Source organism: Acinetobacter larvae, from assembly GCF_001704115.1.
GTDB classification, from domain to species: domain Bacteria; phylum Pseudomonadota; class Gammaproteobacteria; order Pseudomonadales; family Moraxellaceae; genus Acinetobacter; species Acinetobacter larvae.
Map to the genome: position 1 here is coordinate 3,201,179 of NZ_CP016895.1, position 18,265 is coordinate 3,219,443.

12 protein-coding genes, 2 tRNA genes, 3 rRNA genes and 1 pseudogene are annotated in these 18,265 nt (G+C 43.2%); 7 read left to right on the top strand and 11 right to left on the bottom strand.

The window, feature by feature from the left end; all coding sequences use genetic code 11:
• Positions 1-66 precede the first annotated feature (66 nt).
• The 4 genes from BFG52_RS14135 (at position 67) to BFG52_RS14150 (ending at position 3,328) form a co-directional block, all read left to right on the top strand.
• The gene (locus tag BFG52_RS14135; protein WP_407639258.1) at positions 67-939 is read left to right on the top strand and encodes an amino acid ABC transporter substrate-binding protein; all 873 of its coding nucleotides are present in this window, start codon (positions 67-69) and stop codon (positions 937-939) included.
• A 108-nt stretch (positions 940-1,047) separates the two neighbouring features.
• Positions 1,048-1,893 carry an amino acid ABC transporter permease gene (locus tag BFG52_RS14140; protein WP_067557622.1) on the top strand — a complete coding sequence of 282 codons (846 nt, stop codon included), beginning with the start codon at positions 1,048-1,050 and terminating at the stop codon, positions 1,891-1,893.
• The gene (locus tag BFG52_RS14145) at positions 1,893-2,570 is read left to right on the top strand and encodes an amino acid ABC transporter permease (protein ID WP_067557625.1); all 678 of its coding nucleotides are present in this window, start codon (positions 1,893-1,895) and stop codon (positions 2,568-2,570) included. The genes BFG52_RS14140 and BFG52_RS14145 overlap by 1 nt, the downstream gene beginning before the upstream one ends.
• Before the next feature lie 14 nt (positions 2,571-2,584).
• A complete protein-coding gene (locus BFG52_RS14150; protein ID WP_067557628.1) occupies positions 2,585-3,328 on the top strand; it encodes an amino acid ABC transporter ATP-binding protein in 744 nt (247 codons plus the stop codon).
• A 98-nt stretch (positions 3,329-3,426) separates the two neighbouring features.
• On the opposite strand, the pseudogene BFG52_RS14155 reads toward BFG52_RS14150, so the two are convergent.
• Positions 3,427-4,572 (bottom strand): annotated as a pseudogene (locus BFG52_RS14155) (esterase-like activity of phytase family protein); the annotation flags it as partial.
• A gap of 305 nt (positions 4,573-4,877) precedes the next feature.
• On the opposite strand from BFG52_RS14155, the gene BFG52_RS14160 reads away from it, so the two are divergent.
• Positions 4,878-5,480: a lytic transglycosylase domain-containing protein gene (locus BFG52_RS14160; RefSeq protein WP_081408713.1), complete on the top strand. Its 603-nt coding sequence runs from the start codon at positions 4,878-4,880 to the stop codon at positions 5,478-5,480.
• A gap of 260 nt (positions 5,481-5,740) precedes the next feature.
• Here BFG52_RS14160 and rrf read toward each other — a convergent pair.
• The 8 genes from rrf to BFG52_RS14200 all read right to left on the bottom strand — a co-directional run bounded on the left by rrf (position 5,741) and on the right by BFG52_RS14200 (position 14,538).
• Positions 5,741-5,855, bottom strand: a 5S ribosomal RNA gene (gene rrf / locus BFG52_RS14165).
• Positions 5,856-6,041: 186 nt separating this feature from the next.
• Positions 6,042-8,933, bottom strand: a 23S ribosomal RNA gene (locus BFG52_RS14170).
• A 316-nt stretch (positions 8,934-9,249) separates the two neighbouring features.
• Positions 9,250-9,325 (bottom strand) — tRNA-Ala (locus BFG52_RS14175).
• A gap of 75 nt (positions 9,326-9,400) precedes the next feature.
• Positions 9,401-9,477, bottom strand: a tRNA-Ile gene (locus BFG52_RS14180).
• Between the two features lie 161 nt (positions 9,478-9,638).
• Positions 9,639-11,175, bottom strand: a 16S ribosomal RNA gene (locus tag BFG52_RS14185).
• Together the 16S, 23S and 5S rRNA genes with 2 tRNA genes alongside form the textbook arrangement of a ribosomal RNA operon.
• Positions 11,176-11,598: 423 nt before the next feature.
• Positions 11,599-12,711, bottom strand: coding sequence for a hypothetical protein (locus tag BFG52_RS14190; protein ID WP_067557631.1), 1,113 nt, complete (start codon positions 12,709-12,711; stop codon positions 11,599-11,601).
• A gap of 37 nt (positions 12,712-12,748) precedes the next feature.
• Positions 12,749-13,567: a CDP-diacylglycerol--serine O-phosphatidyltransferase gene (gene pssA / locus BFG52_RS14195; protein WP_171257369.1), complete on the bottom strand. Its 819-nt coding sequence runs from the start codon at positions 13,565-13,567 to the stop codon at positions 12,749-12,751.
• A gap of 113 nt (positions 13,568-13,680) precedes the next feature.
• Complete coding sequence (locus BFG52_RS14200) at positions 13,681-14,538, bottom strand: 23S rRNA (adenine(2030)-N(6))-methyltransferase RlmJ (protein ID WP_067557637.1); 858 nt, start codon at positions 14,536-14,538, stop codon at positions 13,681-13,683.
• A 116-nt stretch (positions 14,539-14,654) separates the two neighbouring features.
• On the opposite strand from BFG52_RS14200, the gene BFG52_RS14205 reads away from it, so the two are divergent.
• Both BFG52_RS14205 and BFG52_RS14210 read left to right on the top strand, forming a co-directional pair.
• A complete protein-coding gene (locus tag BFG52_RS14205) occupies positions 14,655-15,257 on the top strand; it encodes a 2OG-Fe(II) oxygenase (RefSeq protein ID WP_067557640.1) in 603 nt (200 codons plus the stop codon).
• Positions 15,258-15,537: 280 nt separating this feature from the next.
• Positions 15,538-16,074: a hypothetical protein gene (locus BFG52_RS14210; protein WP_067557643.1), complete on the top strand. Its 537-nt coding sequence runs from the start codon at positions 15,538-15,540 to the stop codon at positions 16,072-16,074.
• A 174-nt stretch (positions 16,075-16,248) separates the two neighbouring features.
• Here the strand turns inward: BFG52_RS14210 and BFG52_RS14215 are convergent, their stop codons facing one another.
• Positions 16,249-17,235 carry a malate dehydrogenase gene (locus tag BFG52_RS14215; RefSeq protein ID WP_067557647.1) on the bottom strand — a complete coding sequence of 329 codons (987 nt, stop codon included), beginning with the start codon at positions 17,233-17,235 and terminating at the stop codon, positions 16,249-16,251.
• A gap of 360 nt (positions 17,236-17,595) precedes the next feature.
• Positions 17,596-18,264, bottom strand: coding sequence for a ribonuclease T2 family protein (locus BFG52_RS14220; RefSeq protein WP_081408714.1), 669 nt, complete (start codon positions 18,262-18,264; stop codon positions 17,596-17,598).
• Position 18,265: the final 1 nt, after the last annotated feature.

Here is an 18,265-nt window from a genome sequence, read left to right on the forward strand (position 1 = left end):
AAACACAGTGATGTGATATCGCAAATGGAGTGTTAAACCATGAAAAATGTTTCAAATAAAATCCTGATGACCATTTTAGGCAGTTGTATTGCTTGTGGTGGTTATACCCAAGTATTGGCAGCCGATACACTGGCTAAAATCCGTAAAACAGGAAAAGTTGTCATCGGCTATCGTGAATCATCCGATCCTATTTCCTATGTGGTGGCGGGTAAACCGGTCGGTTATGCCGTTGATATCTGTAATCACTTTGCCAATGCACTGAAAACAGATTTAAAAATGCCCAACCTTAAAGTGGAATATAAAGCGGTGACCTCTTCAACGCGTATTCCTGAAATGCTCGCTGGCAATATCGATATGGAGTGCGGCACTACCACTAACTCTATCCAACGACAACAACAAGTCAGTTTTTCCACCAGTTACTATGCGACAGAAGTTCGGATGGCAGTCAAAGCCAATAGTAATATTCAATCGATTGCCGACCTCAATGGTAAAGCCGTTGTGACCACACAAGGCACAACCTCAGATAAATACATCAAACTCAATGCACAAAAACTAAAAGTTAACGTCAAGAATGTCTATGGTAAAGATCATGCTGACTCCTTTGCCATGGTTGCATCCGGGCGTGCTGCTGCGTTTGTGATGGATGATAATATCTTAGCGGGTTTGATTGCCAAATCATCTGCGCCAGCGCAATACAAAATTGTTGGTCCCGTCCTTTCCTCTGAGCCTTATGGCATTATGCTACCTAAAGATGATCCTGCCTACAAAGCCATTGCCGACCGTGTCGTCACCGGCATGTGGAAAAATGGTCAAATGGATAGCCTCTACAAAAAATGGTTCCTCTCCCCCATTGCCCCCAAAAATATCAACTTAAAACTCTCTATGAGCAGTTCTTACCAGAAACTAAAAGCGAGCCCGAACGACAAAGGCATTAACTAGAACTAGGCCATACAGCCAACCTTTTCCATAAGAGAAATCGCTCGACCTTAGGGGATCTTATTTGATCCGCTAAGGCGTGATCTTTCATGATTTGTAAGGAGTGTTCCTATGTCTGTAGGTTCATTAAATTGGACTGCCTATTGTCTTGCATCAAATGAATATGGGCTCGATAAAGCCCAATGGGCTGAATCAATTTGCCAGCATATGGGTGGTGCAAGCTATAGTGCAGTGGCAGAAGCGCCAACCTGGTTACAACTGCTGGGCAATGGCGTGTGGACCATGCTCTGGACCTCCATTGCCGCTTTTATCGTGGCTTTTATCGTGGGGTCCTGCATCGGCATTTTACGCACCTTGCCCAATAAACTGATCGCCACACTGGCGACTTGCTATGTAGAACTCTTTCGGAATATCCCCCTTTTGGTGCAATTATTCTTCTGGGCCTTTGTTTTTCCTGCACTATTACCACTCAGTTTAAGTACCGGAAGTGGTGAAATGGTGGCTGGGGGCTGGTGGCAAAATATTTTAAATGATAACCCAGCCGTCATCGGAGTCTTTGCCTTAGGTTTATATACTGCGGCACGCATTGCAGAACAAGTCCGCGCTGGTATTTTAACGGTTTCACAAGGACAAAAATATGCCGCCTATGCGGTTGGTTTTAGCTTAGCGCAAAGTTATCGCTATGTGATTTTACCTGTCGCCTATCGGATCGTTTGGCCAACACTCACCTCTGAGGCCATGAACGTTTTTAAAAACTCAGCTGTGCTCTATGCGCTCAGTGTCTTAAACTTTTTTGCCTATACCAAAACCATGCGTGAAGAGACATCACAAGATATTATTATTTTGATTTTATCGACCCCAGTCTATCTAGTCATTACCTATAGCATTAAATTGATGATGTCTTGGTTTGAAAAACGTATGGCGGTTCCCGGTTTAGGCTCGGGAGGTAAATCATAATGGACTTTAGCGTTTTACAGCATCCCGATGTGATCTCTGCATTGCTCAGTGGCTTTAAATTTACCCTTACAGTGACGATTTTATCGATCATTGGCGGTATTTTATTGGGTACCCCCTTAGCCATGATGCGCCTCTCCAATAATCGTGCCGCTAGTAGTTTTGCCAAGTTCTATGTCGATTTCTTTCGGGGAGTTCCCTTAATCCAAATTATTTTTATCTTTTATTTTTTATTACCCAAATTCTTTGATTTCCAATATGACACCTATTATGGTCCGATGTTTTCCAGCATTGTAACCTTTGCTATTTTTGAAGCAGCCTTCTTTTCGGAAATTGTCCGTTCAGGCATTCAATCGGTAAGTCGAGGGCAAGTTCATGCGGGTTATGCATTGGGTTTAAATTATCAACAAACGATGGCTCATGTCGTTTTACCGCAAGCCTTTCGTAATATGCTGCCCGTATTACTGACCCAATCTATTGTCCTCTTTCAAGATGTCTCCTTGGTCTATGTGATTAGCGCACCAGACTTCTTAGGCAATGCCAATACCCTAGCCAATACTTATGGCTCAGAGTCCAAAGCTACATTTTATTTAAGTGTTGCGATTATTTATTTCTGTATTTCGTTTTTATTATCGCAGCTCGTAAAAAAACTAAATCAAAAAATAGCGATTATTCGTTAATGAGGGAAATCAATATGCCAATGATCGATATACAAAACATTTCCAAATGGTATGGTGATTTTCAAGTCTTGACTGACTGCACAACCCAAATCAATGCTGGTGAAGTTGTTGTGGTGTGTGGTCCATCGGGTTCAGGTAAATCTACTTTAATTAAAACGGTTAATGCCCTTGAACCCACTCAACAAGGCAATATCATTGTTGACGGTACATCGCTCAATGACCCCAAAACCGATTTAGCCAAATTTCGCGCCAAAGTAGGGATGGTCTTCCAGCATTTTGAATTATTTCCGCATATGACTGTATTGGATAATCTTTGTATTGCACAGCGTAAAGTACTCAATCGCAGCAAAGATCAAGCAATGCAAAAGGCAATTCAATATCTGGATCGTGTCGGTTTAAGTGAACATAAAAATAAATTTCCCGGGCAACTGTCTGGTGGCCAACAACAACGGGTTGCTATTGCGCGTGGGCTGTGTATGGATCCCATTTGTATGCTCTTTGATGAACCGACCTCGGCTTTAGACCCTGAAATGGTCGGAGAAGTGTTGGAGGTCATGACACAATTAGCACAAGAGGGTATGACCATGATGTGTGTTACCCATGAAATGGGCTTTGCGCGTAAGGTATCTAACCGTGTGATTTTTATGGATCAGGGGAAAATTATCGAAGACTGTAGCACGCAAGAATTCTTTGAGCATCCAGAAAACCGTCACCAACGCACCAAATACTTCTTAGAAAAAATCTCTATGATGCATTAAATCAAAGCTGCGTGCATAGGACCCTATTCAGCGTCTGCACGCAACTTGTTCTCTAGAGCAAAACCAAATTTACCAAAACCAAATATAACGTCTGCAATTTATTTTAAATTTAAGGGACGATCCAAACGGATTTGAATGATTTCATTATTATCCGCTTGATTGACATTACGGCCTGCAGAGCCTGGAAAATTATTATCATTAAAGATCGTCAAGATATTTGGATCTTCTATGATTACGCTCTCAATTGTTTCAAAGGGGAATGCAAATAGCTCTGTTGTACCAATATCATGACTTCTAGCTGTGCCATAGAGTAAATCTGGATTGGCGATGTGCATTAAATCTACCCACGTTTCCCGTGTCAGTAGTTGCCCAGGTTCATTGAGCCTAACCGCAATAATCTTTTTATAAGCATTTAATGTATTTTGGCTTGCATCTCGTTCAATCATCAGCCCCTCTCGATCATTATAAAGTTGAAACTCACCAATATTGCTTGCTTGATCATCCAACTGAAAATAATAATACTTGCCAGTATAAGCTTTACGCTGCAGATCAAATTGTGAAATTAATAAACGTCTGTTTGCTTCACCTTGTAGCGGTTTTTCTAAAATTGGATATAAATAACGCTGGTCGGGTGATAATGCCATCCCTTCAAAACCACCACTTTGCTGTACGCGAGGCGGAAAATAATTAATTTGTTGTTGATTAAACTGATTTTGTGGCGAGCGTAATTCTTGCGCTTTATTTTCTGGATCGATTAAGGCAAAAGGCGCATCAAGTAAAACACCATTGGCATCGAAATGTAAAATATAAGGACCAAACTCCTCACCGATCCAATAATGCCCATCTGCTGTACGTTGCATCGATTCAGGATCGAAATCTGCACCAGTCAATAAACGCTCAGGTGTGTTTTCATGGATAATCTTAAAGGGTATGCGTTTATGTGGATCCTTTAAGGCAATAAAACCTTGTACATCAACCTTTGCCTGTTGCTGTTTCGGTGTTTTGAAGTCCACCTTTAACTGATAAATACGCAATAAGAAATCGGCAGAATTATCTTGTCGACCAAAACCATTATCGGCAAGAACCATGTATGTCCCATCAGCATTTTTAAAAGCAGAAGAAAAACCTTGTACCGGCTGGGCTTTAAAGGGTGCTGCAATACCATAAGCGCCTTTGACCGCCGTCCCAGACTGCGGTCCTTCAGCATACGTTTCAACATCAAGCTGTGCAAAACCAATTAGTGTTGCTGTATTTTTAGCTGCAATTGCTGTTGCTGTTGCTGTTGCTGTTGCTGTTGCTGAAATTGAAAAAGTACATAAACTCAAAGCAAATGCTGCAGATATTATTTTTATATTAGATTTATAGATCATTTAAATACGCACTCAATCAGTAGAACAGACTATTTAAACGAATTTAAATGACAGTTTTAGGAAATAGATCATTTTACCATCGGTCGTATTTCTCAAATACTCCAGCAACAAGCATTGACGCGCAATGCTCTGAACCCTAGTATAGTCAACACTTTAAGTTTTGGGATTTGTTGCGCTTTATGCTTTTCTCCAGCTTTACAGCCTCATCTTATCATTTAACATCATCTCCCTTATCGATCTTCGCCTCACGATGGAAAGCCATCCTCGCAACAACGTGTTGTTGTTATTTAGTCGGTTGTGCCAGTACGCCCAAAACAGCGAGTCTTTCTCCGCGAGCACAACAACTTTCTTTAGGCATTCAACGTGCTTATGCTGTTTCTGAAAGTACCGCGAACAGATTATCTCCCATGATTATTCACCATGCAGATGCAAATGGCATATCTCCAGACCTGATGGCAGCATTAATTCACCAAGAATCGAGTTATCGAAGTCATGTTGTTTCTGGTGCTGGTGCGGTTGGTTTGACCCAAGTGATTCCGCGCTATTGGAAAGAACAATGTCGTGGCGATCTGTATGATGAAAATCACAATATTCAATGTGGTAGTTTCATTTTGGCGCATTATAACAAACTGACCAACAGCTGGCCTAAAGCGCTCGCCTATTATAATGTTGGTCCAACCGGCTATAAAAAAAGCCCGTATATGCAACAACAAGGACAAAAATATGCCCGCTCTGTTGCACTGCATCAAGCCAAATTGAGTCAATATTTCATAAGTAACTAGTAATTTTAAAGATTAAAAAAGCAACTCTGCTTCCCTCTTTTCTGCTTCCCTCTCTGTCTGGACTGAGAGGGAATTTTTATGGTTAGGATCAGCTAGTTTTTCTATATTGCATTGCGGGAATATTTCTTGAGTTGTCTGCCATCACACTGCTTATTTTTATGTTTTTATTTTTATCTTTCGCTTTTGCTATTTCACCATTTTATTAAAATATAGCCAAAAAAAATCCCTCGATGTTTGACATCGAGGGATATGTAATCATGAGCTGGCGATGACTTACTCTCACATGGGTAACCCCACACTACCATCAGCGCGAAGAGGTTTCACTTCTGAGTTCGGGAAGGGATCAGGTGGTTCACTCTTGCTATTGTCGCCAGCACAACTGTTTATGGTGATTTCTGGTCTGATCTGAACATTTTTATTCAGTGCCATACTTTCTTAACCAAATGAGTTATTAACGGATTAGAACTGGGTCTGTATTGTAACTAGAATTTCACATGAATCAAGTAGATTTGATTTTAAATGAATCGAATGAGCTTTATACAACAACTGTTTGGGTGTTGTATAGTCAAGCCTCACGAGCAATTAGTATTGGTCAGCTTCACATGTCGCCATGCTTCCACATCCAACCTATCAACGTCGTAGTCTTCAACGGCTCTTTAGTGGAGATAAACTCCAAGGGAAATCTAATCTTGAGGTAGGCTTCCCGCTTAGATGCTTTCAGCGGTTATCCCTTCCGAACATAGCTACCCGGCGATGCGACTGGCGTCACAACCGGTACACCAGAGGTTCGTCCACTCTGGTCCTCTCGTACTAGGAGCAGATCCTCTCAAATTTCCAACGCCCACGGTAGATAGGGACCGAACTGTCTCACGACGTTCTAAACCCAGCTCGCGTACCTCTTTAAATGGCGAACAGCCATACCCTTGGGACCTGCTTCAGCCCCAGGATGAGATGAGCCGACATCGAGGTGCCAAACACCGCCGTCGATATGAACTCTTGGGCGGTATCAGCCTGTTATCCCCAGAGTACCTTTTATCCGTTGAGCGATGGCCCTTCCATACAGAACCACCGGATCACTAAGACCTACTTTCGTACCTGCTCGACTTGTTGGTCTCGCAGTTAAGCGCGCTTTTGCCTTTATACTCTACGCGTGATTTCCGACCACGCTGAGCGCACCTTCGTACTCCTCCGTTACTCTTTAGGAGGAGACCGCCCCAGTCAAACTACCCACCAGACATGGTCCTCGATCCCGATTAGGGACCAGAGTTAGAACCTCAACATTACCAGGGTGGTATTTCAAGGATGGCTCCATGGTAACTAGCGTCACCACTTCTAAGCCTCCCACCTATCCTACACAAGTAAGGTCAAAGTTCAATGTCAAGCTGCAGTAAAGGTTCACGGGGTCTTTCCGTCTAGCCGCGGGTACACTGCATCTTCACAGCGATTTCGATTTCACTGAGCCTCTGCTGGAGACAGCGCCGCCATCATTATGCCATTCGTGCAGGTCGGAACTTACCCGACAAGGAATTTCGCTACCTTAGGACCGTTATAGTTACGGCCGCCGTTTACTGGGGCTTCGATCAAGAGCTTCGCTTACGCTAACCCCATCAATTAACCTTCCAGCACCGGGCAGGCATCACACCCTATACGTCCACTTTCGTGTTTGCAGAGTGCTATGTTTTTAATAAACAGTTGCAGCGGCCTGGTTTCTGAGGCTGCCAACCGCTCATCCCGCGAGGGGAATCACCGTCAGCAGCGTACCTTCTCCCGAAGTTACGGTACCATTTTGCCTAGTTCCTTCAGCAGAGTTCTCTCAAGCGCTTTGGTCTACTCGACCTGACCACCTGTGTCGGTTTCGGGTACGATTCCTGTGTAACTGTAGCTTAGAGACTTTTCCTGGAAGCAGGGTATCAGCCACTTCGCTAGTAAACTAGCTTGCTATCGACTCTCAGCATAGAGCACCCCGGATTTGCCTAAGATGCATGCCTACTGTCTTCCACCTGGACAACCAACGCCAGGCTGACTTAACCTTCTCCGTCCTCTCATCGCATTACACAGAAGTATTGGAATATTAACCAATTTCCCATCGACTACGCCTCTCGGCCTCGCCTTAGGGGTCGACTCACCCAGCCCCGATTAACGTTGGACTGGAACCCTTGGTCTTTCAGCGAACGGGTTTTTCACCCGTTTTATCGTTACTCACGTCAGCATTCGCACTTCTGATACCTCCAGCAGACTTCTCAATCCACCTTCTTCGGCTTACAGAACGCTCCCCTACCACGTATACATAAGTATACATCCGCAGCTTCGGCACATAGTTTTAGCCCCGTTACATCTTCCGCGCAGGCCGACTCGACTAGTGAGCTATTACGCTTTCTTTAAAGGGTGGCTGCTTCTAAGCCAACCTCCTAGCTGTCTATGCCTTCCCACATCGTTTCCCACTTAACTATGATTTTGGGGCCTTAGCTGGCGGTCTGGATTGTTTTCCTCTTGACTACGGACGTTAGCACCCGCAGTCTGTCTCCCGGATAGTACTCATTGGTATTCGGAGTTTGCATCGGTTTGGTAAGTCGGGATGACCCCCTAGCCGAAACAGTGCTCTACCCCCAATGGTATTCGTCCGAGGCGCTACCTAAATAGCTTTCGGGGAGAACCAGCTATCACCGAGTTTGATTAGCCTTTCACCCCTATCCACAAGTCATCCCCCGGCTTTTCAACGACGGTGGGTTCGGTCCTCCAGTTAGTGTTACCCAACCTTCAACCTGCTCATGGATAGATCACCCGGTTTCGGGTCTATACCCAGCAACTAGACGCCCTATTAAGACTCGATTTCTCTACGGCTCCCCTATACGGTTAACCTCGCTACTGAATATAAGTCGCTGACCCATTATACAAAAGGTACGCAGTCACTCCAAAATGGAGCTCCCACTGCTTGTATGCATGCGGTTTCAGGATCTATTTCACTCCCCTCACAGGGGTTCTTTTCGCCTTTCCCTCACGGTACTGGTTCACTATCGGTCAGTCAGGAGTATTTAGCCTTGGAGGATGGTCCCCCCATATTCAGACAAGGTTTCACGTGCCTCGCCCTACTCGACATCATCATATTTGCTCTTTCGTGTACGGGAATATCACCCTCTACGTTTGCACTTCCCAGTGCATTCCACTAAAACAAATATGACTTAATGGGCTGTTCCCCGTTCGCTCGCCGCTACTCAGGGAATCTCAATTGATTTCTTTTCCTAAGGGTACTGAGATGTTTCACTTCCCCTCGTTCGCCTCAATAACCTATGTATTCAGTTATTGATACCTACCTTAAAGTAGGTGGGTTTCCCCATTCAGACATCGCCGGATCACAGGATATTTGCCGCCTCCCCGACGCTTTTCGCAGGCTATCACGTCTTTCTTCGCCTCTGACTGCCAAGGCATCCACCACATGCACTTAATTACTTGACTATACAACCCCAAACAGTCGCTAGCACCTACAAGGAGCACTAACAACATCACAGTTCGAAGGTTCGTGTACTTAAACACTGTACAGCTTCAATCTAAATTCACATACCAAAACGCTTGATTCAGTGTTCATTTACTAGTTCTCAATTTGTCTTTTCAAACAAATCAAGTTGAACAATTTATTTCAGACTCAATTTCTAATCTGTTAATGATTTATCTTGCCTTCGTCAGGTCAAGATACTGTGATAAATCACAGAGGTTAATAAACTTCTGCTTACTAAGCTCTATAATCTTTCTTAGCCTTACTCATCATAATGAGTGGTGGAGACTAGGAGAGTCGAACTCCTGACCTCCTGCGTGCAAAGCAGGCGCTCTACCAACTAAGCTAAGTCCCCAGCTTAAATCTACGAGATTATTTCGTATCTACTCTTCCGTCACCCTCTCACAAGATACCTTGCAAGCATAGTTAGTGGTGGGTCTGACAAGACTTGAACTTGTGACCCCACGCTTATCAAGCGTGTGCTCTAACCAACTGAGCTACAGACCCTGAGAAAGTTTTAAAGCGCTGCTTTAAAACTTGCGCAAGACAGCGTAGCGATATTCGCTTCCATCCTGCCCTCATTTAAAGCGTCATACTTTAAAGTCTTTGACATTCGATACTCTGAAGAACAACTTGTTGTGGATTCTTACCAATCACTAATCTTTCGTTAAGGAGGTGATCCAGCCGCAGGTTCCCCTACGGCTACCTTGTTACGACTTCACCCCAGTCATTGGCCACACCGTGGTAAGCGGACTCCTTACGGTTATCCTACCTACTTCTGGTGCAACAAACTCCCATGGTGTGACGGGCGGTGTGTACAAGGCCCGGGAACGTATTCACCGCGGCATTCTGATCCGCGATTACTAGCGATTCCGACTTCATGGAGTCGAGTTGCAGACTCCAATCCGGACTACGATCGGCTTTTTGAGATTAGCATCCTATCGCTAGGTAGCAACCCTTTGTACCGACCATTGTAGCACGTGTGTAGCCCTGGCCGTAAGGGCCATGATGACTTGACGTCGTCCCCGCCTTCCTCCAGTTTGTCACTGGCAGTATCCTTAAAGTTCCCATCCGAAATGCTGGCAAGTAAGGAAAAGGGTTGCGCTCGTTGCGGGACTTAACCCAACATCTCACGACACGAGCTGACGACAGCCATGCAGCACCTGTATGTGAATTCCCGAAGGCACCAATCTATCTCTAGATCGTTCTCACTATGTCAAGGCCAGGTAAGGTTCTTCGCGTTGCATCGAATTAAACCACATGCTCCACCGCTTGTGCGGGCCCCCGTCAATTCATTTGAGTTTTAGTCTTGCGACCGTACTCCCCAGGCGGTCTACTTATCGCGTTAGCTGCGCCACTAAAGCCTCAAAGGCCCCAACGGCTAGTAGACATCGTTTACAGCATGGACTACCAGGGTATCTAATCCTGTTTGCTCCCCATGCTTTCGTACCTCAGCGTCAGTATTAGGCCAGAAGGCTGCCTTCGCCATCGGTATTCCTCCAGATCTCTACGCATTTCACCGCTACACCTGGAATTCTACCTTCCTCTCCCATACTCTAGCCACCCAGTATCGAATGCAATTCCCAAGTTAAGCTCGGGGATTTCACATTTGACTTAAATGGCCGCCTACGCACGCTTTACGCCCAGTAAATCCGATTAACGCTCGCACCCTCTGTATTACCGCGGCTGCTGGCACAGAGTTAGCCGGTGCTTATTCTGCGAGTAACGTCCAATACACTTAGGTATTATCTAAGGTACTCTCCTCCTCGCTTAAAGTGCTTTACAACCATAAGGCCTTCTTCACACACGCGGCATGGCTGGATCAGGGTTCCCCCCATTGTCCAATATTCCCCACTGCTGCCTCCCGTAGGAGTCTGGGCCGTGTCTCAGTCCCAGTGTGGCGGATCATCCTCTCAGACCCGCTACAGATCGTCGCCTTGGTAGGCCTTTACCCCACCAACTAGCTAATCCGACTTAGGCTCATCCATTAACGCAAGGTCTTACGATCCCCTGCTTTCCCCCGTAGGGCGTATGCGGTATTAGCGCTCCTTTCGAAACGTTATCCCCCATTAATGGGCAGATTCCTAAGCTTTACTCACCCGTCCGCCGCTAGGTCCAGTACCGAAGCACCTTCCCCCGCTCGACTTGCATGTGTTAAGCCTGCCGCCAGCGTTCAATCTGAGCCATGATCAAACTCTTCAGTTAAAATCATTAGTGACTTAAGGTCACAATTCTGGCTCATCAATTACTGACAAAAAATTTGCTCAAATAAACTTCGAGTAATTTCTACCAATCAATCAATGATAATATTTTCGATCAATCAACCAGTAAAAATCCACACAAGTTGTTCTTCATAATCTCTTAATGATCTTCTTACTACTTCGTCAGGAGTAAGCTAGGTCGGCTATTCTACGCCTTATCTTAGATAAGTCAAGCAAAATTTAATGTTTATTGAATTACTTTCTAATTCACTCAACTTAACTCATCACTCTGGATTTGCTAAGCATCTGATTTTAAAAAGCTTTTAATCAACATCACCGCCGATGGATGTGCATTATAGGCTATTTATTTTCTGGCGCAACCCCTTTTTAAGAAATATTGATGCGTTAGAGCAAATAACAAACGTTTTTAAGTAAAAAACTTATTTTTTGCATTATTTTTATAAATAAGCGCTTCTGTCGCGGTTATTTTAGCGGGTGATCGCTGCTCTTGATCTTGTTCTTGCCAGTTTAAAGCACGACAATCGATATACTCACAATACGCTGCTTCGCCACTAAAATATTCATCATTGAGCTGTACTTGATATTGAAAACTTCCAGCATAGCCAGCCGCGGCACCAAATTTATAATCACCACGACTCTGCCCTACCACACGAATATGATAATTCGAATCTGTAGCCTGCCATTCAAATTCGCGTGCTAAATACATCCATTGTCCATTCGGGGTAGCAACTTTGGGATAAACACGATGAATATATAACTGTACTGCTTTTTGAAAAACAAGTTGCTCTTGGGCTTGCCCAAATGCCGCAACAATATGCCGTAAAAAAATTTTTGATAGGAGTACTTGATTTAAACGATTACGCAACTGTATACAGATTAATTGACGTTGTTGATCTAGTTGAATCAATTGATAACAATAAAAAGCAGGTTGCACATAAGGCATATGCAGACTACGTGCATATTCAAAACTGCCCCAATGCGCAATTGAATAATGCTGTTGCTTATAATATAAACTGCCTTCCACCCAACATGGCATTGACCAAAATTCAAATAGATCAAACCAAAATCGGCTATAACATGTGTACTGTGATGTTTGGGTATGAATATTTAATGTCACACTCAACTCATCATCCCAACGGTGCAATACAAATGAGGGAAACTGCCCCAGCAGAGCACTATGATCGGCATAGTTATAATGGGCTGTATTAAAATAACAATGTTCAGCAAGATTATATTGTCGAAAATGCCCATTCATATGTGCACTAATACTCGACATCACCACAGCACATTCTTTGGCTGATGCTGAATGCGGTGCTGGATATTGCACAATGGGTAAATAATCCAAGCCCATTACCGCACGAAAATTAAAATAATGTAGCGGTGGCGGTAACTCGGGAACAATCAAGCCTTGTAGTACCGTACGATACCAAAAGTTGGGAGGATATAACTGATACTTTTGCTGTGCAGAAGCTGGTGATGCAGAAAAACCTTGCGTTGGTTTTGGTATAGAGTTTGACATCACAAGCTCCTTTTATTTTTATAAAGTGATTATCCCATCACTTACTTTTCTGTCTAAACACAAAACTACTAATAAAACCTGATAAGGCATAGAGTATACAAACCACTAAAATTCCCAATGGAATATCATATAAAATCATAGCCAAGATAATAATGACTGGCAACATCACCACAAAGGGCACACGCTTACGATCGACTTGTTTAAATGAATAGTACTTTACATTAGAAATCATCAGTAATCCCACAATCACCATAAAAGCCGCATACATGGCTTGGATTGCAGGATCTTTTAAACTAAAAATAAGTGGGTAATCACGTCCTACCCAAATCGCAGATAAAATCATAATCGCTGCCAATGGGCTAGCAATACCAATAAAATAACGTTTATCGACAACCCCTATTTGCACATTAAAACGCGCCAAACGAAATGCAGCACAGGCAGTATAAATAAAACAACAGGCTAATCCTATACGTCCTAAATCATGCAACACCCAGCTATACATCAATATTGCTGGCGCTACACCAAAAGCCAAAAGATCTGACAAAGAATCAAACTGTTCACCAAAGGCACTTTGTGCGCCAATGGCGCGTGCAACGCGACCATCTAGACCATCAAATAATGCTGCCAAGATAATGGCATAGATGGCGCGGGTATAATCCCCGCCCATACTGGCAATAATGGAGTAAAAACCACAGAGCAGTGCTGCTGTGGTAATGAGGTTTGGCCACAAATAAATACCACGACGTTTAATCTTTTCGCCCTCGTGCGTATGTTCTTCTTCTTCCACCTCAAATGTTATGCCGTCAAAAGAATGATGATCCTGTAATGAATCATCATGTTGTGGCTTATTGCTCATTGTCATTGTGTCTATATTCCTAATACTTTATTTTTGAATCAAACCATGCATTTCTCAAATCATTCGCCTTATGTCCAAAGACCTACAAAGCATCACGCATGTTTTGCGGGATCTTATTCACCAACCAACCAACGAACTGCGGCACGTGGACCTTGTTCTTGCATTCTCAAATGCGGCAACAACCATTGCAATGCTTCACTCGCTTGCTGTGCAAACTGCCATGGTGGATTAATCACCAACAAGCCACAGCCATTTAATCCCACTGGCGTATCATCTGGCCATACACAAATTTCACAAATCAGCTGACGGCGAATCCCTGTTTTGATCATTTTCTTTTCAAAACGTTCGATCATCGCGCGATCCTTAATCGGATACCACAAGGCAATCACCCCTGTCGGCCATTTGCGATGTACATTTTGCAAAAGCTCAACCAATTGCGGAAAATCCTTACGTTCAATTTCATAGGGGGGATCAATCATAACCAAGCCACGTTTTTCTTGTGGTGGGATCACTGCCAATAAGCCTTCATAAGCATCGCGCTCATGTAATCCAGCACGCTTATCGCGAATATTACTTTTCAGCTGTTGAAATACATCTCGTTGCATTTCAAATACGGTGGCTTTATCGATATCTCGCATTTGCGTCAAAGCAAACCAAGGCGAGCCCGGATAAGCGCCCTTACCTCTTTCTGCCCGAACATTTTCGACAATTTTTAAATACTGTTGTACGGCTTGCGGTGCGCTACGTACAGTGACCTGATCCAATTTAACCAAACGATGAATACCATTTAGAAACTCACCGGACTTTTGCGCTTCGGCAGTCGATAAGTCATAAAACCCTGCACCACCATGCGTATCGATATAACGGTAAACTTTGTCTTTGCTATTGAGACGGATCAAGAGTTGTAATAGCAAAACGTGCTTCATTACATCTGCAAAGTTGCCGGCGTGAAAATGATGTCGATAATTCATGTTAAATTAAATTCCTCTATTTGGTTGCCATTTTAGCACGAAAAAACAGTTCTTCACTGACCGGCCTTTGTTCTAATATATCCGAACATCTTTTCTTATTGTGATTTAGAGGTTCTATGTCAGAGCACGTGCTCCCAGAGTCCTATCACATCGACCACATTTTAGATGCCCTAGAACAGCAAGGCTTTGCCATTGTGGACGATGTATATACGCCTCATTATTGTCAAAATTTACAGGAAGAATGCACCTCGCATTTAAACCAATTCAGAGAAGCAGCCATTCAGCATGGCGTGGTCAGTCGCATTCGCAGTGATCAAATTCTATGGATTGATGAATCCTTTCCCTGCGCACAGCAACATTTGCAAAACTTAAAACAACTCTCGCAACATTTTAATCAAAACTTCTTCTTAGGTATCAATGAAGTCGAAGCACATTTCGCATGTTATGATGCAGGGCAATTTTATGCGCGCCATCGTGATAATCCTCAAGCTAAAAATGATCGTATCATTTCTGCGGTCTATTATTTACACGACACATGGCATGCAGACTGGGGTGGGCAACTACACCTACAAGATAAACAACAACATTGGCACATTCTACAACCCAAAGCCAATCGTTTAGTGTTATTTCAAAGTGATTTATTACATGAAGTATTCATAGCGCAACATCAGCGCCTATCCATCACGGCATGGTTGCGCTGTAGCCGTCTTATTGAATAAGCCACACCACATCCCATTAAAATAACACCAAGTTTATGGATGTTGTGTGCTCTAGCCTAATCAAACATATCACGCTATTTTTATGAAGTATTCTTCGTTATATTGTTTATCGTATTGATACACGGCATCCCCAGCTCGCTTTAATGTCGCAGCCCCTCAAAGGCATTTTTTCTTATGTCCAGCCATATTTTTTAGCCGTAGATTATAGATTCAACTTTAATTTTTACCATTTGACCCGATCAAAGCATAAAAGCATAAATGTCTTTATAGGAATTTCTTCATGACCGCTGCAACCGCCAAGCTCATTGCGCAAATTGGTGCAACAGATCAACAATATCTTCAACACAACACACCGACTTTAGCTTTGCAACGTGGCGAACTACGTTTACAGTTGGTCGATATCAGCCATTCAAATCAGGAAAAAACATACTTCTTACAAGAGGCTATTGTTCTATTAGAGACCGCGCGGGTCGAATTTGAAGAAATGCCCTTGTCTTTATATTTGGCATTATCTGTACAACTTGCCAAAACGTATATGGTCTATTATGAAATTACTCAACAAAGCCGTTTTGCTTTGATTACCCAGCAGATTTTAAAACCCTTGGCACATTATCAACAAGATCAACAAGCTGAAATTTATTTTTATCTAGCTTATGCAGCGCATGTTAAACAAGAACCAGCACTATGCAAACATTGGCTCAAAAAATATGTTCAATGCCCCAAATCTTCGCTGCAACAACTACAACAGCATCCTGCTTTCATGCCCTTACACACAGCGCAGTGGTTTAAAGATTTGCTCAAATCACGTATGTGTTAAACGTCAACAAGATACTCAACAACCCAACTCAGCTAAACCCAATTCACTAAAACAAAAGACATCCCATTGAAGGATGCCTTTTGTTGGTGCTATATTCGGCTGAACAACCGCATGACTCTCAAATCATCATGCGCTGATTTACCGATATTATTGCAAAAAAACGATCACCAAGAATTAGTTAAAAAGATGTGCAATCGCAGCACGTTCTTCTTCAAGTTCATTCAAAGTTTTGTCCATGCATTTACGGCTGAATTCATCGATTTCTAAGCCTTCAACACGGGTATATTGACCGTTTTCACAAGTCACAGGTACACCGTAAATAACGCCTTCAGGAATACCATAAGAACCATCAGATGGAATACCCATAGTCACCCATTCGCCATTGGTACCAAGTGCCCAATCACGCATATGATCAATCGCAGCATTGGCAGCAGAAGCTGCTGAAGATAGACCACGTGCTTCAATAATTGCCGCACCACGTTTACCAACGGTAGGCAGGAATACATTTTCATTCCATTCTTGATCGTTGATCATGTCTTTTACGTTTTCACCATTAATGGTTGCAAAACGGTAGTCTGCATACATGGTTGGAGAGTGGTTACCCCAAACAATAAGGTTTTTAATATCTTTAACTGCTTTACCAGTTTTTGCTGCAATTTGACTTAACGCACGGTTGTGGTCTAAACGAAGCATTGCAGTGAATTGGCCAGGGTTTAGATCTGGTGCAGATTTCATCGCAATATAAGCATTGGTATTTGCAGGGTTACCAACGACTAATACTTTGACATCACGACTGGCGTGATCATTGATTGCTTTACCTTGAACGGTGAAAATTTTAGCATTTTCTTGTAGCAAATCAGCACGTTCCATACCAGGACCACGTGGACGTGCACCAACCAATAAGCAGTAGTCTGCATCTTTAAATGCAACATTTGGATCGTCTGTACCAACCATACCCGCTAAAAGTGGGAATGCACAATCTTCAAGTTCCATCATCACGCCTTTAAGCGCTTGTTGAGCTTTCTCAACTGGGATTTCAAGCATTTGCAAAATAACTGGTTGATCTTTCCCTAACATTTCGCCGCTTGCGATACGGAATAACAAGCTATAACCAATTTGACCTGCAGCGCCAGTGACGGCAACACGAACGGGTTGCTTCATATTTTTATCTCCAATTGAGGATCGTTAATGTGATCGACGACTTCATGACAGTCGATCTAAATAGCATAAACGGCAAAGATTGTACTCCAATACGCTGTAACTTGCATAAAAAACCTGAGGCATTTCAACGAAAGTCTGATAGGAAAAACAAATAAATCTAGTCAGCGCACAGAATAAAGGCATGATCACTTTCACGCAGCACTTTTATTTTCAGCATTTTTATTTTAAGTTGCATTCATGTCGATGCTATGACTTGCATAGCATATAGAGCTGCGTCCAACAAATGCATCACCTGATATGACCTCATTTATGTGGTATTGATGCTGTTTCATCTATCATTCAGCGTGTTTAAGCACCGCCTTAATAGGTGCCTTTTACCATAAAACTACTCGGACAATTCCCTTGCACACGTGTCGCACAAGATTTATAGCGCCCATTTACCTGATAACAAACATTGATTTCAGTTAAAAAAGTACGGCGTTTGGCATCATTTTGGCAACTAAACTGTATGCCATTACTGGGTAGCCCAGGATTTAACCGGGTGAATTGACCGCGCAAACTGTCTAGTTCTACAGTTTTATCTTCATAGTTCGTTAGGGTCGAAGGGATATTCAGTTTATCCGCCAAATTGGTCATGGTTCTAAAATACTGGCTGGCATTGTATGGTACGCAGCCACCATAGTTATGCCATAAACTGGTGCGAGCTTGTTCATCTGGCATCACCCGTGCAACCACGGTTGCTTGTAAAGGGCTCAAAGCCGCAGATGATGTTGTCGCACAGTTGGGTCGTGTCGTATCTGGGAATAAACCATTGATATTTAAAGTGTAACCCTGAAAACACTTCCGTTGTTTTTGCCTCGCGCCATCCAATGCACACACCGCAGGTGTCATTTGAATCTGCAATACATAACCACGCAACTCGTTGGAAGCAGCAGCACAAGGAGTATTGAAAATAAAATAAAGCCCTGTTACTGCGCAAAGCATGATCAATCTGTGCTGTGAAATATAATGCAGACTAAAATCTCTCATC